This window comes from Pseudogulbenkiania sp. NH8B (genome assembly GCF_000283535.1).
In the GTDB taxonomy this organism is placed as follows: domain Bacteria; phylum Pseudomonadota; class Gammaproteobacteria; order Burkholderiales; family Chromobacteriaceae; genus Pseudogulbenkiania; species Pseudogulbenkiania ferrooxidans.
On sequence record NC_016002.1, the window covers coordinates 1,201,230 to 1,225,493 of the forward strand.

The 24,264-nt window shown below is 64.4% G+C and carries 22 protein-coding genes; 19 read left to right on the top strand and 3 right to left on the bottom strand.

Features of this window, described 5'->3' with window-relative positions:
- Window positions 1-265: 265 nt before the first annotated feature.
- The 5 genes from NH8B_RS05700 (at window position 266) to NH8B_RS05720 (ending at window position 7,358) form a co-directional block, all read left to right on the top strand.
- On the top strand, window positions 266-1,903 hold the full coding sequence (locus NH8B_RS05700) for an ethylbenzene dehydrogenase-related protein (protein WP_232503533.1): 1,638 nt from the start codon (window positions 266-268) through the stop codon (window positions 1,901-1,903).
- A gap of 105 nt (window positions 1,904-2,008) precedes the next feature.
- A complete protein-coding gene (locus NH8B_RS05705; RefSeq protein ID WP_014086426.1) occupies window positions 2,009-3,109 on the top strand; it encodes a 2Fe-2S iron-sulfur cluster-binding protein in 1,101 nt (366 codons plus the stop codon).
- A gap of 455 nt (window positions 3,110-3,564) precedes the next feature.
- On the top strand, window positions 3,565-4,557 hold the full coding sequence (locus NH8B_RS05710; protein WP_014086427.1) for a Fe(3+) ABC transporter substrate-binding protein: 993 nt from the start codon (window positions 3,565-3,567) through the stop codon (window positions 4,555-4,557).
- Between the two features lie 140 nt (window positions 4,558-4,697).
- Window positions 4,698-6,308, top strand: a complete 1,611-nt coding sequence (locus NH8B_RS05715) for an ABC transporter permease (protein ID WP_014086428.1) — start codon at window positions 4,698-4,700, stop codon at window positions 6,306-6,308.
- 3 nt (window positions 6,309-6,311) lie between these two features.
- Window positions 6,312-7,358 carry an ABC transporter ATP-binding protein gene (locus tag NH8B_RS05720; protein ID WP_014086429.1) on the top strand — a complete coding sequence of 349 codons (1,047 nt, stop codon included), beginning with the start codon at window positions 6,312-6,314 and terminating at the stop codon, window positions 7,356-7,358.
- Between the two features lie 119 nt (window positions 7,359-7,477).
- On the opposite strand, the gene NH8B_RS05725 is transcribed toward NH8B_RS05720, so the two are convergent.
- Both NH8B_RS05725 and NH8B_RS05730 read right to left on the bottom strand, forming a co-directional pair.
- A complete protein-coding gene (locus tag NH8B_RS05725; protein ID WP_014086430.1) occupies window positions 7,478-8,116 on the bottom strand; it encodes a LysE family translocator in 639 nt (212 codons plus the stop codon).
- Between the two features lie 78 nt (window positions 8,117-8,194).
- On the bottom strand, window positions 8,195-9,208 hold the full coding sequence (locus NH8B_RS05730) for a zinc-binding alcohol dehydrogenase family protein (RefSeq protein WP_014086431.1): 1,014 nt from the start codon (window positions 9,206-9,208) through the stop codon (window positions 8,195-8,197).
- Window positions 9,209-9,313: 105 nt separating this feature from the next.
- Between NH8B_RS05730 and NH8B_RS05735 the strand changes: the two genes are divergently transcribed.
- Window positions 9,314-10,234 carry a LysR family transcriptional regulator gene (locus tag NH8B_RS05735; RefSeq protein ID WP_014086432.1) on the top strand — a complete coding sequence of 307 codons (921 nt, stop codon included), beginning with the start codon at window positions 9,314-9,316 and terminating at the stop codon, window positions 10,232-10,234.
- 51 nt (window positions 10,235-10,285) lie between these two features.
- Here NH8B_RS05735 and NH8B_RS05740 read toward each other — a convergent pair whose 3' ends face one another.
- Window positions 10,286-11,158, bottom strand: a complete 873-nt coding sequence (locus NH8B_RS05740) for a serine hydrolase (protein WP_014086433.1) — start codon at window positions 11,156-11,158, stop codon at window positions 10,286-10,288.
- Between the two features lie 173 nt (window positions 11,159-11,331).
- Here NH8B_RS05740 and uvrB point away from each other — a divergent pair, with 173 nt between their 5' ends.
- The 13 genes from uvrB to fliL all read left to right on the top strand — a co-directional run bounded on the left by uvrB (window position 11,332) and on the right by fliL (window position 24,261).
- A complete protein-coding gene (gene uvrB, locus NH8B_RS05745) occupies window positions 11,332-13,344 on the top strand; it encodes an excinuclease ABC subunit UvrB (protein ID WP_014086434.1) in 2,013 nt (670 codons plus the stop codon).
- Between the two features lie 261 nt (window positions 13,345-13,605).
- Complete coding sequence (locus tag NH8B_RS05750; RefSeq protein ID WP_008955261.1) at window positions 13,606-13,809, top strand: cold-shock protein; 204 nt, start codon at window positions 13,606-13,608, stop codon at window positions 13,807-13,809.
- Between the two features lie 293 nt (window positions 13,810-14,102).
- A complete protein-coding gene (locus NH8B_RS05755) occupies window positions 14,103-14,615 on the top strand; it encodes a low molecular weight protein-tyrosine-phosphatase (RefSeq protein ID WP_040653105.1) in 513 nt (170 codons plus the stop codon).
- 139 nt (window positions 14,616-14,754) lie between these two features.
- On the top strand, window positions 14,755-15,453 hold the full coding sequence (locus NH8B_RS05760; protein WP_014086436.1) for a chemotaxis protein CheB: 699 nt from the start codon (window positions 14,755-14,757) through the stop codon (window positions 15,451-15,453).
- Window positions 15,454-15,463: 10 nt separating this feature from the next.
- Complete coding sequence (locus NH8B_RS05765) at window positions 15,464-16,843, top strand: sigma-54-dependent transcriptional regulator (RefSeq protein WP_014086437.1); 1,380 nt, start codon at window positions 15,464-15,466, stop codon at window positions 16,841-16,843.
- A gap of 2 nt (window positions 16,844-16,845) precedes the next feature.
- Window positions 16,846-17,163 (top strand): flagellar hook-basal body complex protein FliE, encoded by a 318-nt coding sequence (gene fliE, locus NH8B_RS05770; protein WP_008955257.1) that lies wholly within the window; start codon window positions 16,846-16,848, stop codon window positions 17,161-17,163.
- Window positions 17,164-17,216: 53 nt separating this feature from the next.
- On the top strand, window positions 17,217-18,947 hold the full coding sequence (fliF, locus tag NH8B_RS05775) for a flagellar basal-body MS-ring/collar protein FliF (RefSeq protein WP_014086438.1): 1,731 nt from the start codon (window positions 17,217-17,219) through the stop codon (window positions 18,945-18,947).
- Complete coding sequence (gene fliG / locus NH8B_RS05780; RefSeq protein ID WP_008955255.1) at window positions 18,940-19,938, top strand: flagellar motor switch protein FliG; 999 nt, start codon at window positions 18,940-18,942, stop codon at window positions 19,936-19,938. The genes fliF and fliG overlap by 8 nt, the downstream gene beginning before the upstream one ends.
- Window positions 19,919-20,704, top strand: coding sequence for a flagellar assembly protein FliH (locus NH8B_RS05785; RefSeq protein WP_014086439.1), 786 nt, complete (start codon window positions 19,919-19,921; stop codon window positions 20,702-20,704). Before fliG ends, NH8B_RS05785 begins: the two co-directional genes overlap by 20 nt.
- On the top strand, window positions 20,685-22,079 hold the full coding sequence (gene fliI, locus NH8B_RS05790; protein WP_014086440.1) for a flagellar protein export ATPase FliI: 1,395 nt from the start codon (window positions 20,685-20,687) through the stop codon (window positions 22,077-22,079). The genes NH8B_RS05785 and fliI overlap by 20 nt, the downstream gene beginning before the upstream one ends.
- 12 nt (window positions 22,080-22,091) lie before the next feature.
- Window positions 22,092-22,538: a flagellar export protein FliJ gene (gene fliJ / locus NH8B_RS05795; protein WP_014086441.1), complete on the top strand. Its 447-nt coding sequence runs from the start codon at window positions 22,092-22,094 to the stop codon at window positions 22,536-22,538.
- A gap of 120 nt (window positions 22,539-22,658) precedes the next feature.
- Window positions 22,659-23,576 (top strand): flagellar hook-length control protein FliK, encoded by a 918-nt coding sequence (locus tag NH8B_RS05800; protein ID WP_232503534.1) that lies wholly within the window; start codon window positions 22,659-22,661, stop codon window positions 23,574-23,576.
- Window positions 23,577-23,748: 172 nt separating this feature from the next.
- Window positions 23,749-24,261 carry a flagellar basal body-associated FliL family protein gene (fliL, locus tag NH8B_RS05805; protein ID WP_014086443.1) on the top strand — a complete coding sequence of 171 codons (513 nt, stop codon included), beginning with the start codon at window positions 23,749-23,751 and terminating at the stop codon, window positions 24,259-24,261.
- Window positions 24,262-24,264 lie beyond the last annotated feature (3 nt).

Sequence of the window (24,264 nt, forward strand, 5' to 3'; positions counted from 1 at the left end):
GCCGGGGTTGCCGGAATCGCTCCCTCCCATGTCTCCATGCCGTACAGCTCCCCCTTAAGGGGCATGGCAGCGCTGCAACACCACGCCTTATCTTCATTGATATCAATACGAATGATATCGATTATCATGTAGAATGCCGCGCACTACACACGGCCGTGCCGCGGTATCGCAGCCGGCTTGCAACAACTTGGGAGAAATAACAATGACGGCTCCATTGCCGCATCGAGCAATCGCTAAGGCCAACCGCAAGGCCGACTTTCCAACCATGGCCTGGCATACCTTGCTGCTGTTCTTCATGGGCTTCGCCCTAGTGACCGGCCTGCGCTTCGCTTTCGACCACGCCAAGGGTGGCTGGCGTGCTGCGCTGGAGCCCATCATGCTGCAAGGCGACGTAGTGCGCTGGCACGTGTGGGCGTCGATCGCTCTGACCGGCCTTGTCGCCGGCTACATCGCCTTCCTGGTCAAGGCCAGGCTGGCTGCGCGCTGGAAAGTATCCAAGGTGATGCTCAAGGCACCCGTCAAGGCGGCGCGCTGGCAGGCGATCAACCGTGCGGTGTACTGGCTGGGCCTGACCACCTTTGTGGTTGCCGTCCTGTCCGGCATCTGGCTGTACTTCCTGCCGTTCTTCGGCTGGCTGGAACTGGTCGGCTACGTGCACGAGATCACCAGTTGGGCGCTGGTCGCCTACATGCTGATCCACGTGATCGCCCAGTTCGTGATGGGTGGCATCTGGCAGTTACTGAAGATATTCATCCCGCGGTTCGACCTGCTGCAAGCCGGCGCAGTGATGGGCGTGGCGGGGGTCTCCGGCGCACTGGGCTTCGCCGCCCTCGACTGGAGCGCGACGCGAGACCTGGTCGCCGCCAAGGCCGACACCGCGCCGCTAGTCGACGGCAAGCTTGACGACGCCGTGTGGCAGAACGCACAGAAACAGATGGTCTACACCTCGCACGGCTGGAACGTGGCCGGCGGCGAAACCCCGATCGAGGTGCGTGCCGCCGTTCACGGCGACCGCATCTACATCGCCACCTCCTGGCCGGACGACACGCGCTCCTACATGCGCCTGCCGCTGAAGAAGACGGCGCAGGGCTGGGTCCGGATGATTGGTGACGACCCGCGCCATACCTACGACGGCGCCGACACCATCGACTACTACGAGGACAAGTTCGCGATCGCGATCAGCCCGAAGCAGAGCCCCTTCGGCGGCGGTTGGCACTTCGGTCCGGATCCGTTGCCGGGCGTCAAGAAGCCACTACAGGGCCGTGGTTATCACTTCACCGACGACGGTAGCGTGGTTGACCTGTGGCACTGGAAAGCCAGCCGCACCGGTGCCACCGGCCAGGCGGAAGACTCGCTGTTCGGCCCCCCGGTGCCTTACGACCCGGTCAAGCATGAGGTGCGCTACCCGGCCGGCTACGCGAGCGACAAGAAGGACAAGGACAGCGGCTATCAGGACAACTTCGCCAAAGGTCCGCACGGCTGGTCGGTCAACTGGCCGAGCCGGAGCGTCACGCCCAAGTACCTCCCCAGGGATTTGGCCAAGCTGCAGGCCCGCCTCGGCACCAGCCAGTCGCCCTACGAGTCGCACGGCTCCGAATTCAACATGGGGCCTGACGAGATCGTGCCCTATTCCAAGGCGCTGGACGACAAGATTCCGGTGGGCACCCTGATCCCCGCGCTGTACTGGACGAAGCCGATGAGTGGCCCGGCGGGTGACGTCGCGGCGCGTGGCTACTGGCAGAACGGCCGCTGGACAGTGGAGTTCTCTCGCAAGCTTGATGCCCCGGATGCGCAGGATGTGGCGATCAAGGACGGCGTCTACCTGTGGTTCGCGGCGTTCAACCATAACCAGACCCGCCACAGCTGGCACATTCTGCCAGTGCGCCTGCGGCTGCCCCACTAACCCCGCCCCGGCTCCGTCGCCGGCCAGCGTGAGCGATGGCGGGGCCGACAACCTCCGAAACCTCATCACGGCGGCAGGCTGCCGCCATCATCAGGAAAGCCGAGCATGGCCCGTATCGAACTCAAGGACTGGCCCATCCCGCTGGAGAACGGCGGCGAAACCGTACTGGAAACCATGATTGCCCATGGGGTGCCGTTTCCCTACTCCTGCGCCAGCGGTGACTGCGGCGCGTGCAAGGGCCGGGTGCTGTGTGGCGAGGTCGCGCACGACAGCGCCCCCGCCGGCATCCTCTCCGCCACCGAGCGTGCCGACGGCTACGTACTCGCCTGCCGCTGCACGCCCAAGAGCGACCTGCGCATCGAGGCGCTGGACGAACTGGTCGCGTTGCCCGCGGCGCGGCGCCAGCGTGGCTGGGTCGTCTCCCGGCAACACCGTCAGGGCGACGTGGTGGTGCTGCGGGTGAAGCCTGCCAAACCGGTGCACTACCTTGCCGGGCAGTTCTTCTATCTGAAATTCGACAACCTGCCGCAGCGCGCGTACTCGGTTGCCTCGCTACCCGGCGCCGACGAGCTGGAATTCCACGTCCGCTTGGTGGAAGGGGGCAAAACCTCCCGCTACGTGAGCCGTGACAACCTGGTCGGCAGTGAGGTCACGGTCGACGGCCCGCACGGCCACGGCTACTGGCGCCAGAACCACGACGGCCCGATTGTTGCCATCGGCGGCGGTACCGGGCTGGCACCGGTGTTGTCCATCATCGGCGCCGCGCTCGCCGCGAACGCGCACCGCCACGTGCACCTGTACTACGCGGCACGCGTGGAAGCGGATGTGTACTGGGAAGCCGAACTTGCCGCGCTCGCGCGCCAGTACCCAAACCTGCGCGTGGACTGTGCGCTGTCACGTGCCGAGCCGTCGGAGCAGGGGCCGTTGCCGCGCCGCTACCAGCGCGTGACCGCAAGCCTCGAACAGGACTGGCCCAGTCTTGCCGGCGCCAAGCTTTACATCGCGGGCCCGCCGAAGATGGTCGAGGCGGTCGCCGTCACCGCGCGCGAACTGGGGCTCGCCGCACGGGATCTGCACACCGACCCGTTCTCGGATGCCGCCGACCACAAGCTCGACGGGGCATGCACCAGTTGGCTGCGCCGCTTTGTCGGGCGCTGGCGCCGCCCGCCGTTCGAGCTACCAGGCTTGGCAACGCAGAAGGGGTGATCAAGCTCTTAGAGAGCATAGCGCCTCGGCTCGGTTGCGGCCGTCAAGTCGCCGGTGTTCCATCAAAAAATTAAGCGCCTCCCCGGACCGCCGTATAAGGACCGTGCGAGACCTCGGCTGGAATCCCACTCAACTGCTGGCGTTGCTCCCGACTGGTCGACATGGCATGGAATGACCCGGCGCTCTCCCTCTCTGCGAGGCCTGGCCCTGTCGGTGCCTGATTTGTATCGAACCTGCTACACGTCGCGCTGGATGGTGATTTCATCGCCCGGCGCCGTAGGCGGCCGGTTGACTCCTTGTGGGCTCCCGCCAGGCCATGGAGCGGTACTGTTGCCGGGCGTTTGATTTGTTTCAAACTGAAACCTGATTCATGCCGGCTTGATAATCATTCCTATTGTGATATAGTGGCTAATGATATTTATTCTCAATAAAACCCTCGGAGCAGGAGCCTGATTTTGAAAAAGCAGCTGATGTTTGCCGCGGTGCTGGCGGCGTTTGCCGGTTCGGCGATGGCGGAAGAAATCGTGGTTTACAGCGCGCGTGCTGAGCAACTGGTGAAGCCGCTGATCGAGGCCTACAAGAAGGAAACCGGTGTCGACGTGAAGCTGGTGTCCGACAAGGAAGGCCCGCTGATGGAGCGCCTGCGTGCCGAAGGCAGCAATAGCCCGGCGGACATCCTGCTGACGGTGGACGCCGGCAACCTGTGGCAAGCGTCGAAGATGGGGCTGCTCAAGCCGGTCAGCTCCAAGGTGCTGGAGGCCAACATCCCGGCCCACCTGCGCGACCCGAAGAACGAATGGTTCGGCCTGTCGATCCGTGCCCGCACCCTGTTCTACAACACCCAGAAAGTGCAGCCGGCCCAGCTTTCCAGCTACGAGGACCTGGCCGATCCGAAGTGGAAGGGCAAGCTGTGCCTGCGCACCTCGAAGAAGGTCTACAACCAGTCGCTGGTGGCGATGCTGCTGAGCGAGCATGGTCCGGTCAAGACCGAGAAGATCGTGCGCGGCTGGGTCGACAATCTGGCCACCGACGTGTTCGCGGACGATACCAAGATGCTGGAGGCGATCGCCGCAGGGCAGTGCGAGGTCGGCCTCGCCAATACCTATTACTACGGCCGCCTGATGAACAAGAATCCCAATCTGCCGGTCGGCATCTTCTGGGCCAACCAGAAGGGCAAGGGCACCCACGTCAACATCTCCGGCGCCGGGGTGGCGAAGTACGCCAAGAACGAGCGCGGTGCGGTCAGGTTCATCGAGTGGCTGTCGTCCGACAAGGCGCAGAACCTGTTCGCCGACGTCGACATGGAGTTCCCGGTCAACCCGAAAGTGAAGCCGGACCCGAAAGTGGCCGCCTGGGGCGCCTTCAAGCACAACCTGATCAACGTCTCCAACGCCGGGGCGCGCCAGGCCGAGGCGGTGATGCTGATGGACCGGGTCGGCTACAAATAAGCGCCGGCGGCGGTCCGCTTGCCAAACCGGCGGGGTTTCCCGCCGGTTTTTGCCTTTTGGGCGCGGCGTGCCGTGCCGGGTGTCCCGCGTGGGGCTTTCGCGGGATAATTGCAAATCCTTATCATTTCCTGAACCAATCCATGCTGTCTTCCGCGCGCCGCTGGCGCCCCGTGGCGGCCCTGGTCAGCCTCGTCACCGTCATTCCGCTCTCGGTCATCCTGGCGGCGCTGGCGGTCCCGGACGGGGCGGTCTGGGCTCACCTGCAGAACCACCTGTTGCCGGAACTGCTGCGCAACACCTTCTGGCTGGTACTGGGCGTCGGCAGCGGGGTGCTGCTGGTCGGCGTGCCGCTGGCCTGGCTCACCGCGCTCTACGAGTTTCCCGGCCGTCGCTTCTTCAACTGGGCGCTGATGCTGCCCTTGGCCATGCCGGCCTACGTCATGGCGTTTTCCCAGCTGGGGCTGTTCGACTTCACCGGCCCGCTGCAAAGCTGGCTGCGCGCCGCCACCGGCGATTCCAGCTGGGTGCCGTCGCTGCGTTCCAGCGGCGGTGTGGCGCTGGTCATGACCTTGGCGTTCTACCCCTACGTCTACCTGCTCGCGCGCAACGCCTTCGCCAGCATGGGGCGGCGCGCGCTGGAGGTGGGGCAATCGTTCGGGCTGTCGCGCGTCAAGGGTTTCTGGCACGTGGCGCTGCCGATGGCGCGGCCGTGGATCATCGGCGGCGTGACGCTGGCGCTGATGGAAACCCTGGCCGACTTCGGCACCGTCGCCATCTTCAATTACGACACCTTCACCTCGGCCATCTACAAGGCCTGGTTCAGCCTGTTCTCGCTGCCGGCAGCCAAGCAGCTGGCGTCGCTGCTGGTGCTGATGGTGTTCGTGCTGGTGTGGCTGGAGCAGCGTGCGCGCGGTCGGCGCGCCTATACCCAGACCGGCCGTGCCGCACCGTCGCCGCGTTTGCGGCTGACCGGCTGGCAGTGCTGGGCCGCGACGCTGTGGGCGGGGCTGGTGCTGCTCTTGGCCTTTGTGCTGCCGTTCGGCCAACTGGTGTGGTGGGCGTGGCAACTGGCGGCGGAGGAGTTCAACGCCGACTTGCTGGGCTACGCGCTGCGTTCGGTGGCGCTGTCGCTGATGGCGGCCGTGGCGGTGGCCGTGGTGGCGCTGGCGCTGGCCTACGCCCAGCGGCGCGACCCGCACCCCGCCACGCGGCTGTTGGCCAAACTGGCCACGCTGGGCTACGCCGTGCCCGGCACGGTGCTGGCGGTGGGGGTGTTCGTGCCGGTCGCCTGGCTCGACAACCTGCTCTTGCGCTGGTTCGGCGGCGCGCTCGGTCCCGACGTCACCGCCATCTTCAAGGGCACGCTGCTGGTGATGCTGCTGGCCTATGTGTCGCGCTTCCTGGCGGTGGGCCATTCCGCCATCGATAGCGCAATGGGGCGCATCACCCGCAGCCAGGAAGAAGCGGCGCGCAACCTTGGCTACGCCGGCTGGGGGCTGCTGCGCCACGTGCACCTGCCGTTGTTGAAGGGCAGCCTGTTTACTGCCGTGCTGATGGTGTTTGTCGACGTGATGAAGGAAATGCCGATCACGCTGATGACCCGTCCGTTCGATTGGGACACCCTGGCCGTCCGGGTGTTCTCCTTTACCACCGAAGGTCAGTGGGAGCATGCCGCGCTGCCGGCCGTCGCCATCGTGCTGGCCGGCCTGGTGCCGGTCATCTTGCTGTCCCGTCAGAAAGACCCGCTCTGAATCATGACTGCCTTGCTTGAATTGGATACCGTCAGCCAGGCCTACGGCGCCACCACGGTGGTCGAGGCGATGAGCTTTGCGCTGCAGAAGGGCGAGATCGCCTGCCTGGTGGGCAGCTCGGGCTGCGGCAAGACCACGGTGCTGCGCTGCATCGCCGGTTTCGAGCCGGTGAATGACGGTGAAATCCGTCTTGATGGCCGCGCCATCAGCCGCCGCGATTACCTGTGCCCGGCGCACAAGCGCGCGATCGGCATGGTGTTCCAGGATTACGCCTTGTTCCCGCACCTGACCGTGGCCGGCAACGTCGGCTTCGGCCTGCGCGCGCTCGGGCGTGGCGAGCGCGCGGCACGGGTGACCGAAATGCTCGGGGTGGTCGGCCTCGCCGGTCTGGCCCAGTCCTACCCGCACGAGTTGTCCGGCGGCCAGCAGCAGCGCGTGGCGCTGGCGCGCGCCCTGGCGCCGCGGCCGCGCCTGTTGCTGATGGACGAGCCGTTTTCCAACCTCGACGTCGACCTGCGCGAGCGCCTGTCACGCGAGGTGCGCGACATCCTGAAACACGAAAACACCACCGCCATCCTGGTCACGCACGACCAGAACGAAGCGTTCGCCATGGCCGACCGGGTCGGGGTGATGCAGGGCGGACGCCTGCTGCAGTGGGACACGCCGTACCGGCTCTACCACCAGCCGGCCACGCGCTACGTTGCCGACTTCATCGGCCAGGGCGTGTTCCTGCCCGGTCGCGTCAGCGGGCCGCAATGCATCAGCCTGGAGATCGGCGAATTTTGCGGGATGCTGCCGCTGGGTTTCGCAGTGAACGACCGGGTGGACGTACTGCTGCGTCCCGACGATGTGCAGCATGACGATGCCAGCCCGATGACCGCCATCGTCGAATCCAAGGTGTTCCGCGGCGCCGAGTTCCACTACACCCTGACGCTGCCGTCCGGCCAGCGCGTGCTGGCGCAGGTGCCGAGCCATCACAACCACGCCGTGGGCGAGGCAATCGGCATCCGCCTCGAGCTGGACCACCTGATCGCCTTCCGCCACGGCTGAGGCGACGAACAGGCGCAGGCCGCGTCTTCGGCGCATCGGCATGGGTAGGCGTGGGTAACAAGGTTGGCCGAACGCGGGGAATAGCGTTCGGCCAACCTTTCCTTATTCGCCGGGCCAGTCTAGCTGGCCTGGTTCTTCAGCCGGAACACGCCGATCCCCAGCAGCATGAAGGCGCCACCGCACACCCGGTTGAACAGCCGGGCGCGCCCATCGGTGGTGAACCAGCCCTTCAGCGAACGCGCCAGCAGCACATAGCTCAGGTGTGACAACACGGTGCAGGCAGCAAAGGTCGCCGTCAGCACCAGGAACTGCTCGGCTACCGCCTGGTCCGGACGCATGAACTGCGGGAACAGCGCGGTGAAGAACAGGATGCTCTTGGGGTTGGTGATCGACACCAGGGTCCCGCGCAGAAACAGCTGACGCGGCGACTGCATGGCCGGCACCGCCGCTGAAGTGGTCTGGGCGAACAGATTGGCACGGCTCTTCCACTGGCGCAGCCCCAGATAGATCAGGTAGAGCGCCCCGCATACCTTGAGCAGCAGAAACAATGTTGCCGAGCTTTTCAGCAGCAGCCCCAGTCCCGCCATCGCCGTGCCCGAGACGACGAACACGCCGAGCACGTTGCCGCTCGAACAGATCAGCGCGCGTCGCGCGCCCAGGGTCAGCGAGTTGGAAATCGCCAGCAGTACCGCCGGCCCCGGGCTGAGGGCGGTCGCCAGGGCCACGGTGCTGTAGAGCAGCCAGGTTGTAAGGGTCATCGTCATGGTCTCCTGTCGTGGTCAGTTGTCGATGCGGCGCAGGTTGGCCGAAGCCGCGCCGCCGTCCATGACGATATTCTACCAGCTCTGCAGCACCAGCTTGCCGACCATGCTGCCGGACTCCAGCAGGCGGTGCGCCCGGCGCAGATTCTCGGCGTTGATCGGCGACCACGTCTCGCTCAGCGTACCCTTGACCCGGCCGCTGTCGATCCAGCCCGCTACCGTCTCCAGCAGGTGGTGTTGCTCGATCTGGTCGGGCGTGCGGTACATCGGGCGGGTGAACATGAACTCCCATACGTGCGTTGCGCTCTTGAGCTTGAGCTGATCCTGCGCCAGGGGGCCACGGTTTTCGACGATGGTGACGATGCGCCCCTGCGGCCGGATCGCCTCACCCATCGTCTCCCAGTAGCCGTCGGTATCGGCGGCATTGAAGATGTAGTCGACCTGGGGGTGCCCGTGCAGCGTCAGCACAGGTATCAGGGGGTGATGGCGATCGAGCACCAGATCGGCGCCGAGCTGGCGGCACCAGTCGGCGCTGTGGGGCCGACCGGCCGTGGCGATCACCGTCAGCCCGGCCAGCTTGGCAAACTGGATCACCAGCGAGCCGACACCGCCGGCGCCGCCGATCACCAGCAGGCTCTTGCCGGCGTCGGCACCGTTCGAATCGAGGCCGAGCCGAGCGAACAGGCCCTCGTAGGCGGTGATCGCGGTCAGCGGCAGGGCCGCGGCGGCGGCGAAGTCGAGCGAGGCCGGCTTGTGGCCGACGATGCGCTCGTCGACCAGCTGGTATTCGCTGTTGCTGCCCTGGCGCGTGATGTCGCCGGCGTAGTAGACCGCATCGCCGGGCTGAAACAGGGTGACGTCCGGGCCGACGGCCTCGACCACGCCGGCCGCGTCCCAGCCCAGCACGCGCGGACTGGACTCCACCTTGTCCTTCGGCGAGCGTACCTTGGTGTCGACCGGGTTGACCGACACGGCCTCGACCCGCACCAGCAGGTCGTGCCCCTGCGCTGGCGGGCGTGGCAGCTCGACGTCGAGCAAGGCTTCCGGATGGTCGATCGGCAGGTAGCGGGTGAGGGCGACGGCTTTCATGGCGCAGGCCTTTCTGGAGAAATGACGATGTACATCCATTGTGAAATCGGCAGATTTTTTGATAAATAGGGTGTATTTTGAATATTTATCAAAAAAACAAAGCGAATGGAGCCACTCAGCGATCTGCACATCTTCTGCGCCGTGGTCGAGCAAGGCAGCCTGGTCAAGGCGGGCGAACGCCTCCGTCTGTCCAGCGCCGTCATCAGCCGGCGCCTGATCAACCTCGAGGCGCGCCTCGGGGTGCGGCTGTTGCAGCGCACCACCCGGCGCCAGGCCCTGACCCCGGAAGGCGAGTTGTACTATCAGCGCGGCCGCGCGGTTCTGGATGAGCTGGCCGAAACCGAGGCCCTGTTGATGGCGCGCCAGCACCAGCCCTCCGGCGTGCTCAAGGTCACCGCCTCGGCCTCGTTCGGGCGCCAGCACCTGGCGCCGCATCTGCCGGCCTTCCTCGAACGCTACCCGCAACTCGAGGTGCACCTGCTGCTGACCGATGCCGTGCTCGACCTGGTCGACGGTGCTCTCGATCTGGCGATCCGCATCGGCCAGCCCGACAAGCCGGGGCTGGTGGCGCGCCCGCTGTGCGTCAACCGGCGCATCCTGTGCGCCGCCCCCGGCTACCTGGCCCGGCAGGGCGAGCCGCGGCACCCGGCCGAGCTGGCCCGGCACAATTGCCTGTTGCTGGACGAGGTGGGCACGCGCAGCCAGGTCTGGTCGCTCGACGGGCCGCAGGGGCCCTCCGAGGTCGAGGTGCGCGGTAACCTGGTCAGCAATCTGGGCGACGCCGTGGGCGAGGCCTGTCTCGCCGGCGGCGGCATCGCGATCCGTTCCACCTGGGCGGTCAGCGACGCCCTCCGTGCCGGGCGGGTGCGCCAAGTGCTGCCCGGCTATGCGCTGCCGGCACAAGAGGTGTTAGCCATCTACCCGAGCCGGCGGCACCTGTCGCCCAAGGTGCGCGTCCTGATCGACTTCCTGCTGCAGACCTTCGGTGATCCCCCGTACTGGGACCAGCAACTGGACGCCCAATGAAAAACGCGGCCATGGCCGCGTTTTTCATTGCCTGTTTCCTGGCGCCGGGGTTCAGCCGGCGAGCCAGGTGCCCGGATGGCGTTCCAGCCAGTTGCGGATCGCACGGGCGTCGCTGACCCGTGCCGACGGCGCGCCGGCGGCCAGCAGCACGATGATCAGCGGCTGCGAGCCGACCGTGGTTTGCAGCACCATGCAGCGCCCGGCCTCCTGGATATAGCCGGTCTTCTGCAGCGAAATGTCCCAGTCGCCCTCGCGCACCAGCGCGTTGCTGTTCTTGTAATGCAGCATGCGGCGCGAACCCGACATCACCTCATGCTCCTGCGTGGTGGTGAAGGTGCGGATCAGCGGGTAGCCGTTGGCGGCCCGGACCATGCGCGCCAGGTCCATGGCGGTTGCCGTGTTGCGCACCTCGAGCCCGGTCGGGTCGTAGAACACTGTGTTGTTCATGCCGAGCGCGCGCGCCTTGCGGTTCATCTGTGCGACGAAGGCCTGGGTGCCGCCGGGGTAGGTGCGCGCCAGCGCGGCAGCGGCACGATTCTCCGACGACATCAGCGCCAGCAGCAGCATTTCGCGGCGCGGCAGAGTGGTGCCCACGGACAATCGCGACGAGGTGTTCTTCAGCCGGTCTATCTCATTCTCGGTGATGGTGATCGGCTCATCCATCGACAGCCCGGCGTCCAGCGTGACCATCGCCGTCATCAGCTTGGTGATCGACGCGAACGGCAGCGGCAGATCGGTATTTTTCTGGTACAAGGCTTCGCCATTGGCGCCGTTGAGCACCAGCACCGTGTGCGAATTCAGGTGCGGCGCGCCGGTCATGTTGGCGGCGACCTGAATGCCTCGAATCCCGGCGCTGTCGGCGTGGGCGGCAAGCGGCATGGCGAGAGCGGCGGCCACCAGCCAACCCGCAAAATTCCTTAACATTATCAACTGCTCCCGTACGTCATAAGGGGGTGGAACGAACACTTTTATTTTAAACAATCCACCGCGGCCGTGTGGCGGTAAATTGCCAAAAAATACTGACTCTTCCGTGGCTCGGGAGTTTCTCGCCACACTCTTGTAAAATGAAGGTCTCAAGCGCCCAAACCGAGAGCAGCATGATCGTCACCTTCCCCGATAGTCCGTTCAAGCTCCATCAGCCGTTTCCGCCCGCCGGCGACCAGCCGGCCGCCATCGCGCAGCTGGTGGAAGGGCTGTCCGACGGCCTGTCCTACCAGACCCTGCTCGGGGTGACCGGCTCCGGTAAGACCTTCACCATGGCCAACGTCATCGCCCGCACCGGGCGGCCCGCCATCATCATGGCGCACAACAAGACGCTGGCGGCCCAGCTCTATTCCGAGATGCGCGAGTTCTTTCCCGAGAACGCGGTCGAATACTTCGTCTCCTACTACGACTACTACCAGCCGGAAGCCTACGTTCCCAGCCGCGACCTGTTCATCGAGAAGGACTCCAGCATCAACGAGCACATCGAGCAGATGCGCCTGTCCGCCACCAAGAGCCTGCTGGAGCGGCCCGACTGCGTGATCGTCGCCACCGTGTCGGCGATCTACGGTATCGGCGACCCGTCCGACTACCACCAGATGATCCTGCATCTCAAGGAAGGCGAAACCATCGCGCAGCGCGAGATCATCGGGCGTCTAGTGGCGATGCAGTACGAGCGCAACGACCTCGACTTCACGCGCGGCACCTTCCGCGTGCGCGGCGACGTGATCGACATCTTCCCGGCGGAATCGGCCGAACTCGCGCTGCGCGTCAGCCTGTTCGACGACGAACTGGAAACGCTGACGCTGTTCGACCCGCTCACCGGCGTCACCCGGCAGCGGGTCGGGCGCTTCACGGTGTTTCCGTCAAGTCACTACGTCACGCCGCGCGACACCGTGCTGCGCGCCTGCGAGAAGATCAAGCTGGAACTGCGCGAGCGTGTCGATTTCTACCAGCGCGAGGGCAAGCTGGTCGAAGCGCAGCGCATCGAGCAGCGCACCCGCTTCGATCTCGAGATGCTGTACGAGATGGGCTTCTGCAAGGGCATCGAGAACTACTCGCGGCATTTCTCCGGCCGTGGCCCGGGTGAGCCACCGCCGACCTTGATCGACTACCTGCCCAAGGACGCCCTGATGTTCATCGACGAGAGCCACGTCACCATTCCGCAGATCGGCGGCATGTACAAGGGCGACGCCGCGCGCAAGCTGAACCTGGTCGACTATGGCTTCCGCCTGCCGTCGGCGGCCGACAACCGTCCGCTCAAGTTCAACGAGTTCGAGCGCATGATGCCGCAGACGGTGTTCATCTCGGCCACGCCGGCCGACTACGAAGCCGGCCATGCCGGCCAGGTGGTGGAGCAGGTGGTGCGCCCCACCGGCCTGATCGACCCCGAGATCGAAATCCGTCCGGTGGCGAGCCAGGTCGACGACCTGCTGTCAGAGATCACCCTCCGGGTGGGGAGCAACGAGCGCGTGCTGGTCACCACGCTCACCAAGCGCATGGCCGAACAACTGGCCGACTACTACACCGAGCACGGCGTCAAGGTGCGCTACCTGCACTCCGACATCGACACCGTCGAGCGTGTCGAGATCATCCGCGACCTGCGGCTTGGCATGTTCGACGTGCTGATCGGCATCAACCTGCTGCGCGAGGGGCTGGACATCCCCGAGGTCAGCCTGGTGGCCATCCTCGATGCCGACAAGGAGGGCTTCCTGCGCTCCGACCGCTCGCTGATCCAGACCATCGGCCGCGCCGCGCGCAACCTGCACGGCAAGGCGCTGCTCTACGCCGACCGCATTACCAACTCGATGCGGCGCGCCATCGACGAGACCGAACGACGCCGTACCAAGCAGATCGCCTTCAACACCGAGCATGGCATCGTGCCCAAAGGGGTGGAGAAGAAGATCAAGGACATCATCGACGGGGTGTACAGCGCCGAGGCCGAGAAGAAGAAACTGGTCGACGACGCGCGCGTGGCGATGATGGACGAGAAAGCGCTGGCCAAGGAAATCAAGCGCCTCGAAAAAGACATGCTGGAGGCCGCGCGCAACCTGGAGTTCGAGAAAGCCGCCGGGCTGCGCGATCAGCTCAAGGCGTTGAAGGAAAAGGCCTGGATCAACGAGCTGTAAGGTGTAACGGTAATCCCGGCCGGTGCGACTGTTCCCGCCGGGCGGGAAGGGGCGATCCGCCCGACCGGCTAGCAAGTTTTTTTACAAATAGTTGGACGCCGGATGAAATACTCCGTATAAATGCGGGTGCAGGATCTTCAAGCGGTGGATTTGTCGTTATATTGCGGTGGCCAAACTGGTACTTCAGTTGTTTCATATTCCTCTTCCTTGATCTTCGTGTTCCCGAGCAAATGCTCATAATCAGCTTTAAGGAATGACAATATGGAAACCGGTACCGTTAAATGGTTTAACGACGCAAAAGGCTTTGGCTTCATCTCCCCGGATGCAGGTGGTGAAGATCTGTTCGCCCATTTCTCCGAGATTCGCGCTGATGGCTTCAAGTCGCTGCAAGAAGGCCAAAAGGTGAGCTACCAGTCCGGCAAGGGTCAAAAAGGCCCGCAAGCCACCAATATTCAGCCGCTCTGATTCGATCAGAAAGCGCGAAATTAAAGAAGCCCCGCTCTGCGGGGCTTTTTGCATTCCGGCGTTTTGACGGTGTCAGGCCGACGCCGCCCATCATCGCCGCTGCCGTTCGGCGATCGATGGTGCTTTCCCGTGCACTGTGCCTTCTGGTGGATGCCTGGCCGTTCGGCGGCCCGGTCTTGCGCCTGACCGTTATGCCTCTACAATCTCGCCTTCAAACAGACCCATCCCCTGTTAAGATACGGATGCCATGGTTATGGCATGGGCCGATGTGGAGACATTTGTTAGGCGTGAACATGAGCGGGACAACAGGAAAAACAATTGCGCCAAAAGAGGTCATCAACCTTCTCATGGTCTGCCACGGCAATATCTGCCGCTCGCCGACAGCGGAGGGCGTGATGCGCGCCAAGGTCGAGCGCGCCGGCTTGGCGGCGGCCATCCTCATTGATTCGGCTGGCACTCACGGTTACCACGTCGGCGAGGCGCCGGACCAGCGCAGCCAGCAGGCGGCCCGCCAGCGGGGGTACGACCTGTCGACACAGCGTGCGCGCCAGGTGACCCGGGCTGACTTCGAGCGCTTCGATCTGGTGTTGGCGGCCGATCAGCGCAACCTTGCCGCCCTGCGTCAGCTGTGCCCGCCGGGCATGCAGCACAAGCTGGCCTTGATGCTGGCGCCGCTTGGTCCCAACCAGGAGGTGCCCGATCCCTATTACGGCGGCGCCAGCGGTTTCGATCGCGTGCTCGACCTGCTCGAGGCTGCCTGCGACGGCTGGCTTGCACGACTGCAGCAGGCTGAAATCCAGCCCTGAAGCCGGATGGTCTGCCGTCATCTGTGGTCTGATGCTGCTATCATCAATAAACAAGAAAAACGCCATGGGAGCTCGTCCCGGGCATTGCTTCGGCCAACCCCGCCCACCTGGTGCGCGCTCCGGTCATAAAAGGAAATTCATGGGGATTCCGCCGAAAGTGGTCAACGCCAAACCAACAACCATTGACGTCGCACCCAGTCACTCGGCCGACATCATCCTGGCGCGGCAGCCTGGGCGTGCGCCCTTGCTGCGGCAGAGCGTCATCGTCATCGGCTCCTCGACCGGCGGCACGGAAGCCCTGCGAGCACTGCTGACGGTGCTGCCCGAGGGGATGCCACCGATCCTGGTAGCCCAGCACATGCCGGAGATGTTCACCAAATCGTTCGCCGCCCGGCTCGATTCCTTGTGCAAACTGCGCGTGAAGGAGGCCGAGGACAACGAGCGGCTCCAGGCCAATACCGTCTACATCGCCCCTGGCCACTCTCACCTGCTGTTGCAGGCCATACCGGCCCTGGGTTTGGTCGCCAGTCTCAACGCCGGTCCACCGGTCAACCGCCATCGCCCTTCGGTCGACGTGCTGTTCCGCTCCGCGGCCAACGTCGCCGGCAAGAACTGCATCGGCATCATCCTCACCGGCATGGGGCGTGACGGCGCCAGTGGCATGCTCGAACTGAAGCAGGCGGGTGCCTACAACATCGCTCAGGACGAGGCCAGCTGCGTGGTGTTCGGCATGCCCAAGGAAGCCATCGCGCAGGGCGGAACGCACGAGGTGCTGCCGCTGACCTCCATCGCCGCGCGCTTGCAGGCACTGGTACAGCAGCGACCGCCGCAGTCATAACAGGACAATCATGACGTTTTTACCCATTCTGGTGGTCGAGGACGACGCCGATCTGCGCGAAGCCATCGTCGACACCCTGAGCCTCTCCGGTTACCCCACGCTTGAGGCCGGCGACGGTCACGAGGCGCTTGCGGTACTGGCGAAGGAGCCGGTCGGGCTGATCGTGTCCGACGCTCAGATGCAGCCGATGGATGGTTACGCGCTGTTCGACGAGGTGAAGAAGCGCCATCCCGGCGTGCCCTTCATCCTGATGACCGCTTACGGCGTGATCGAGCGTGCCATCGAACTGCTGCGCGCCGGTGCCACCCATTACCTGCTCAAGCCCTTCGAGCCGGCCAGTTTGATCCGTGAAGTCGAAAAGCACCTGCTGCGCATGCCGGGGGGCGACGACGACGGCGTGGTGGCCGAGTCGGCCGCCATGCGCCAGCTGTTCTCGCTGGCCGGGCGGGTCGCGCAAAGCGACGCCACAGTACTGATTTCCGGCCCCAGCGGCGCTGGCAAGGAGGTGCTGGCGCGGTATATCCATCGCCATTCGCGACGTGCGGCAGGCCCGTTCGTGGCGGTCAACTGCGCGGCGATACCGGAAAACCTGCTGGAGTCGACCCTGTTCGGGCACGAGAAGGGCGCCTTCACCGGTGCGGCCCAGGCGCTACCTGGCAAGTTCGAGCAGGCCCAAGGCGGCACGCTGCTGCTCGACGAGATCACCGAAATGCCGCTGGCGCTGCAGGCCAAACTGTTGAGGGTGCTGCAGGAGCGCGAAGTGGAGCGGGTCGGCAGTACCCGTACCATCCGGCTCGACGTGCGGGTGTTGGCCACCACCAACCGCGACATCCAGCGCGAAGTGGAAGCGGGACGTTTTCGCGAGGACCTGTATTTCCGCCTCAACGTCTTCCCGCTGACTATCCCGTCGCTGGCGGCGCGGCGCGACGATATCCTGCCGCTGGCACGGCTTGTGCTTAAACGGTATGCAGAGGCCGCCGGACGGGGCCCCCTCAGGCTATCGCCCGAGGCGGAGCGTCAATTGACGGCCTATAGTTGGGAAGGTAACATCCGCGAACTGGAAAATGTCATGCAGCGGGCGGTGATTCTTGCCGCCGGGGCGGAAATTCTTGCCGCCGATCTGATGCTGTCAGACTATTCCTGCCTTGTGGAACCGGTTGCCTTTTCCCCGGTTGCCGTCGCCCCGCCAGCGGAGTCAGACATGAAGACGCTGGAGCGCCGGCACATTCTGGAAACACTGGCTGCCGTAGGTGGAGTGAAGAAGCTCGCGGCGGAAAAACTGGGCATCAGCGAACGCACCCTGCGTTATAAGTTGCAGCGTTATCGGGAGGACGACTCGATGGCGGACGCGGACGAAGGGCGGATCGGGGTGCCAGGCAGCAGGGAGTAAGCATGTCGACACAGGGTATTGACCAGCTATTAGGAGAATTGCGAGCGTCCGCTGCGTTGGCGGCGGGCAAGGCACCGCAGCCGCAGGAGACATCGCAAGTTGACTTTGCGGATGTTCTCAAGTCCACTATCGAGCAGGTAAATTCCGCTCAGCAGACTTCGCAGGAAATGCAGAAGCAGTTTGAGCTGGGGGAGGAAGGGGTTAACCTGCAGGACGTGATGGTGTCTTTGCAGAAAGCCAGTCTGTCGTTCCAGACCATGGTCCAGGCACGCAACAAGCTGGTATCCGCCTATCAGGAAATCATGAATACTCAGATCTAGCGCTGCCCGTGTCATGCCGGCAGCGGTTTGAATTGAAAGCATAAAACCACTGTATGGCTGATCTGGCAGATAACGCTACACCCCCCTGGCGCACGCGCGTCAATGAAGCGAGCGACCGCTTCAAGGCGCTGCCCAATAACAAGAAAATCCTCCTGTTTGCGGCGTTGGCTGCCGTATTCTCGGTCATTGTCGGCCTGCTCATCCTCAATCGTACGCCCGACTACAAAGTCCTGTTCGCCAATCTGGCCGACCGCGATGGCGGTCAGATCACAGCTGCCCTGCAGCAGATGAACGTGCCCTATCAGATCGGTGGCGGCGGCGTGATCTCGGTGCCGTCCGACAAAGTCTACGATGTCCGCCTGAAACTGGCGGCGCAGGGGTTGCCCAAGGCCGGTGGCGTCGGCTTCGAACTGATGGATAACCAGAAGTTCGGCATCAGCCAGTTTGCCGAGCAGGTCAACTACCAGCGCGCCATCGAAGGTGAGCTGGCGCGTACCATCGAGGCTATCGGCGCGGTCGAGTCGGCGCGCGTGCATATCGCCATTCCCAAGCAGAGCGTGTTCGTGCGCGACCAGCAGCAGCCGACGGCGTCGGTGATGCTCAACCTGTATCCGGGGCGCGTGCTCGATGGCGGCCAGATCTCCGGCATCCTGCATCTGGTTTCCAGTTCCGTGCCCAATCTGTCGGCGCGCAACGTGACCGTGGTCGACCAGGACGGCAACCTGCTTTCCAGTCAGTCCGACGTCAATAATGCCGCCGGCCTCGACCAGCGCCAGCTCGGCTATGTGCACCAGATCGAGAGCGATTTCGTCAAGCGCATCGAGGGAATCCTGGAGCCGATCTTCGGCAAGGGCAACGTGCGGGCGCAGGTCACCGCCAACGTCGATTTCTCCGAGGTGGAACAGACCTCGGAAACCTTCCGTCCGAACTCCACCCCCAATCCCTCGGCGACGCGCAGCCAGCAGATCGTCGAGAAGCTGGGGAGCGGCTCCAATCTGCCGGGCGGCGTGCCCGGCGCCTTGTCCAATCAGCCGCCGTCGGCCGCTTCGGCGCCGCTGACCTTGCCGCCGGGGGCCGCGCCGGGGACGGCTACCTTGTCCGGTCAGCCCCTGGGGCAGAACGGTGCGCTCGAGCGGCAACTCATCACCAACTACGAAGTCGACAAGACCATCCAGCACACCAAGCTGCCAAAAGGGGTGCTCAAGCGTCTGTCGGCGGCGGTGGTGGTCAACTATCGCCTGATGCCGGATCGCAACGGCGAGGTGAAGCCGACCCCGCTCACTGCCCAGGAAATCCAGCAGATCAATAATCTGGTGCGCGAGACCATGGGCTATAACACGGAGCGTGGCGACACCCTCAACGTGGTCAACGCCGCTTTCGCCGGCAACGCACCTCCCGCCTCGCTGCAGGAGAAGGTCGTCGACTACGTCAGCAGTAACGCCACTGACCTGGTCAAGTATGTGCTGTTGGCGATCGCCGTGCTGTACCTGTTGTTTGGCGTGGTACGTCCGATCGTGCGCGACGTGCTCAAACCGGCCAAGGGCGACAAGGGGCAGCCCGGCGGCGGCGGCGAAGAAGCGGGTGGGGCGCCCGGCCGCTTGCTGGCCGTGGCCGGAGAAGAGGGTGAGGCCGGAGCCGCGGCGGTCGAGGAGGCCAACCTCGATCCACGTGAACTGCAGCGCCGCCAGTACATGAGCAACCTGGAAGCCGCTCGCGAGTTGGTCAAGGCCGATCCGCGCATGGCGGCCCAGATCATCAAGGAATGGATCAGTTCCGATGAGTGACAACGGAGTGCACCGCAGCGCGGTGCTGCTGTTCAGCCTGGGGCAGGCCGAGGCCGTCGAGGTGTTCAAGTACCTCGGTCCCAAGGAGGTCCAGAAGATTTCGCTGGCCATGGCCTCGATCAACAATCTCAGCCACGAGGACATCGACGACGTAGTCGGCAAGTTCCGCGAGGAGTGCCAGGCGCGAGCGAGTCTCGGTGCTTCGGACGAATACCTGCGTAACGTGCTGGTCGAGGCACTGGGGGCGGACAAGGCGTCCAACCTGCTCGACAAGATCATGCAGGGCAACGACCAGAGCGGTATCGAGAGCCTGAAGTGGATGGACCCGTCGTCGGCCGCCGACCTCATCCGCAACGAGCACCCGCAGATCGTCGCCACCATTCTGGTTCATCTCGACCCGGATCTGTCCAGCGCCATCCTGGGTTACTTCCCCGAGCGACTGCGCAACGAGGTGCTGATCCGCACCGCCACGCTGGAGGGGGTGCAGCCGCAGGCGCTGCGTGAACTGAATGACGTACTGACGCAGCTCTTGTCGGGTTCCGACCGCATCAAGAAGAGCGCCGCCGGCGGTATCGCCCTGACGGCGGAAATCCTCAACTTCATGGGCGGCAATGTCGAAGCCTCGGCGTTGGGCTATATCCGCGAGCACGATCCCGAACTGGCGCAGCGCATCCAGGACAAGATGTTCGTGTTCGAGAACATCCTCGACATCGACGACCGTTCGATCCAGACCATCCTGCGCGAAGTGCAGACCGATTCGCTGGTGGTGGCGCTCAAGGGCACCAGTCAGGAGCTCAAGGACAAGATCTTCCGCAATATGTCCCAGCGTGCGGCGGAAATGCTGCGCGACGATCTCGAGGCCAAGGGGCCGGTCAAGCTGTCCGAGGTGGAAGCCGAGCAGAAAGAGATTCTCAAGGTGGTGCGCAAGCTCGCCGACGACGGCCAGATCGTGTTAGGCAGCAAGGGCGGTGATGAAGGCCTCGTCGAGTAACACCATCATTCCGGGGGAGCAAGTCACGGAGTGGCGCACCTGGTCGCCAGCCAGCTTCCAGGAGGAGGCGCCGTCGCCCCTTGACAGCAGTGAGGGTGAGGCTGATCCCGTCGCTTCCGAGGACGAGGCGCTGCTGACGGGAGACGATCCCGACCCGGTGGCAGAAGGCGAGGCCGATCCCGCTGACGAGGTTCCTGCCAGCTCCTACCCGACCGCCGCCGAACTCGAGGCCATTCATCAGGAGGCGTGGCAGACCGGTCACGAGGCCGGCCTGGCCGAAGGGCGCCAGCAAGGACATGCCGAAGCGCTGGCCGAGGCCTCCACCGCGTTTGCCCGGCATTGGGAGCCTCTGCAGGCTCTGGCCGACCAGTTTGCCGAGGGGCTCAACCGGATCGAGGCCGACATGGCGCACGATCTCCTGTCGTTCTCGGTCGGCCTGGCCGAGCGGCTGGTGGCGGCGCATCTGGCCTGCGATCCTTGTGCCATCGAGTCGCTGCTGCGTCAGGCCATGTCGGACCTGCCGGCTTCGCTGGGGCAGGCGCGCTTGCGCGTCAACCCCGCCGATCTGGAGGTGGCGCGCACCTTCTTGCAGCAGGAGACCCCGGAGACCGTCTGGCAGTGGCTGGCCGATCCATCCATCGCGCGCGGCGGCTGCATTATCGACACGGCCCAGTTGCGGCTGGACCTGACCCTGGCTGCCCGCCTCGAGGCGCTGAAGTCCGCCCTGGGATTGGAGCCGTCCGCCAATGACTCACCCTCTGCTTGAGCGCCAGCGGCGCTTCCTTGCCGATTGCCGTGCTGTCGCCGATCGCACCCCGCTGTGGTCGACGCGTGGCAAGCTGGTGCGCGTTACCGGCATGGTGATGGAGGCTGTCGGCATCAAGCTGCCGGTGGGGAGCGCCTGCTCGGTGGCGCTGCCGGATGGCGGCCGTGTCGAGGCGGAGGTGGTCGGGTTTGCCGGCGACAAGGTGTTTCTGATGCCGCTGACCAATGTTCAGGGGCTGTTGCCGGGCTCCGAAGTGCGGCCGCTGGCGATGCAGCATGCCCCGGCCTTCGGCCAGGCGACGGTGCCGCTCAGTCTCAATGGGGCGGCCGGGAGGCAGGTTCCCGTCGGCTTCAATCTGCTGGGGCGGGTGCTGGACTCCCTCGGAAGGCCGCTCGACGAGAAGGGGCCGCTGCAGCCGGAAGCCTACTTCCCCTTGTACAGTCAGCCGCTCAACCCGCTGGAGCGCTCGCCGGTACGCGATGTTCTGGACGTCGGTGTACGTGCCATCAACGGCCTGCTGACCGTGGGACGCGGCCAGCGCCTGGGCCTGTTCGCCGGCTCCGGCGTCGGCAAGAGCGTGCTGCTGGGTATGATGGCGCGCTTCACCAAGGCGGACATTGTGGTAGTCGGTCTGATCGGGGAGCGGGGGCGCGAGGTCAAGGACTTCATCGAGAACATTCTTGGCGAGGAAGGGCGCGCCCGCTCGGTGATCGTGGCCGCACCGGCCGATACCCCGCCGTTGATGCGTCTGCATGGCGCCGCCTACGCCACGGCGCTGGCCGAGTACTACCGTGAGCAGGGGCTCGACGTGCTGCTGTTGATGGATTCGGTAACGCGCTACGCCATGGCCCAGCGCGAGATCGCGCTGGCCATCGGCGAGCCGCCCGTCACCAAGGGCTACCCGCCATCGGTGTTTGCGCGCCTGCCGCAACTGATCGAACGCGCCGGCAATGCCGCGCGGGGTGGCGGGGCCATCACCGCGTTCTATACCGTGCTGTCCGAGGGCGACGACCAGCAGGATCCGATCGCCGATGCCGCCCGTGCCATTCTCGATGGCCACTTCGTGCTGTCGCGCGAGTTGGCCGAAGCCGGCCATTACCCGGCCATCGATATCGAGCAGTCGATCAGCCGGGTCATGGTCGACGTGGTAGAACCGCGTCAGATGGACCTGGCGCGGCGTTTCAAACAACTCTACTCCCGCTACCAGCGCAACCGCGACCTGATCAGCGTCGGTGCTTACGTAGCCGGCTCCGACCCGATGCTGGATGAGGCGATCCGGCGCCAGCTGCCGATGGTCGGCTTTCTCACCCAACCGATGCACGAATCCCACGGTTATGACTCCTGTCTCGAGCAGTTGGCCACGACCCTGGCGTAGTGAGCGCAGCCGATGAAGCCCAGCAAGTACGCGTTACTGGTCAGGTTGGCCGAAGAAAAGCAGGAAGCCGCCGCCGAGCGTATGCGGCAGGCTCAGGCCCGTCTGGCGGAAGCGCTGTCGCGACTGGATCAACTCGATGCCTTTCGTAACGAGTATCGCCAACGGCTGCTGCAGGGCGGAGGGCAGGGTATGGCGGTGGCGCAGTGGCAGGATTTCCATCGCTTCATCGCGCGGCTCGACGAGGCCATGGCCACCCAGCAGACCGAGGTCGACCGCTGCCAGCAGACCTTTTTGCTGGCGCGGCAGGCCTGGAACAACGAGCGCAAGCAGTTGAAGGCGTTCGAAACGCTGATCGAGCGCGAACGGGCGAGGCAAGACGGGCTCGAAGCCAAGCGCCAGCAGAAACTGAGCGACGAGTTCGCCACCCGGCGTTTCTGGGACAAGCAGCACGAGGACTAGGCTGCCGGTGTGCTGACCCAGGTGCGGCGCCGGGTGCGGCTCCGTGACGTGGGGTGCCTGCGATGTCCTGGCCCGGAACTTGCTTTTTTATGGCCATCATTTAGCTGGAAGCCCATGGCCATGACTATTTCCATCCTTTCCCCGGCCGCGAGCGCCAAGGCCGTGGCCGTTCAGAGCGGCACCCCGGCCGCCGGCGTTGTTGCGGAAGGTTCCCCGTTCGCCGGTCTGTTCGGTCTGCAGCTGAGCCAGCTCGCCGCGCTGTCGCCGGCCTCCTCCGGCACCGAGCCAGACGGGGAAGGGGCAGGCCACGTCAAGAAATCGGCCAAGAAAGCCCTGTTGTCGGATGAGCCGGTGCTCGCTGGACCGATCATGGCCTTGCCTACGGTGCCGCCGACCATTGCCCCGGAACTGAAGCAGGGTCTGCAACTCGGGAAGGGCGACGCGTCGCCGGCGGACGAGGCGCAGCAGGAGTTGCTGACCGCGCTGAAGGGCGACCGGCATGCGCTGCCGGGGGCGCAAAATTTGCCGGTGGACGGCGCGGCGCAAGGACAATTCTTGCCGGTTCACGCTTCGGCCACTGGCGTGGCGCATGCGGCGGCTGAAGCCGGCCAGGCCAAGGTGCTGGCCTTGCCGCTGCCGATCAGCGACAGCAACTGGGCCAAGTCCATGAGCGAGCAGATGCTCTCGCTGGTCAGCGTGAAAGCCGACAAGGCCCAGATCCAGATCAATCCACCCGAACTCGGCCCGATCGATGTCACGCTGAAACTCAACCACGACCAGGTTCAGGTCACGTTCAGTGCGGCCACTCCGCAAGCGCGCGAAGCCGTGGAAAACAGCCTGCCCAAGCTCGCCTCGATGCTGGCGTCGAGCGGCTTGCAGCTGGCCGACGCCCAGGTTTCCAGTGGCCAATCCGGCGACCCGCGCCAGTTCCAGCGTCAGACCAAGGCCGCGCGCCAGCAGGAAGACGCTCCTGCAGAGGGTAATGACGCCTTGTCGCTGATCAATAAGGCAAGGAATGTCTTGAGCATTTTTGCCTGAATCCGGGTGGGCAACCCATCATGGGCGGACGGGATGGAACCGTGCCCCCCATAAAATGACGAATAACACGTCGAATTTGTCATTCGCCTCTATCCAGTCTGCTGCGATTTCTGGAAAATAGCATAAAGAGATCGCTTACTATTTGAAGACTGCAAGATACGGATTGAGGTTTATGGCGGAAGAAAAGAAAGCCGAAAAAAAATCGGGAGGCGGCGGCAACAAGCTGATGATTGTTGTCATCGCTTTGCTGCTGCTGGTTCTTGTCGCCGTCGGGGGGTTGGCCGCCTACATGTTCACCAGCCTGCATGCACCGGCTGGCGACGCCCATGCCGAACAGGCGGCCGAGAAACCCAAGAAGAAGAAAGACGGCCCGCCCATCTTCGAAAAACTGGACACCTTCGTCGTCAACCTGGCCGGCAATGGCGGAAACATGCTGCAGGTGGACATGCAGGCAGAACTCGCCAGCGAAGAAGCCAAGAAAAAATTCACCGAGTACATGCCCAAGATCCGCAGCGCGCTGATTCTGCTGCTGTCGTCCAAGTCATCGGATGAGCTCTCCACACCGGAAGGCAAGGTAAAGCTGAAGGCTCAGGTCAAGAAGATCATCAACGAATCGATGGACGCGGGCGAGGAGCAGCCGGTGGAAAACATCCTGTTTACCGCTTTCATCATCCAGTCGCAGTAACGC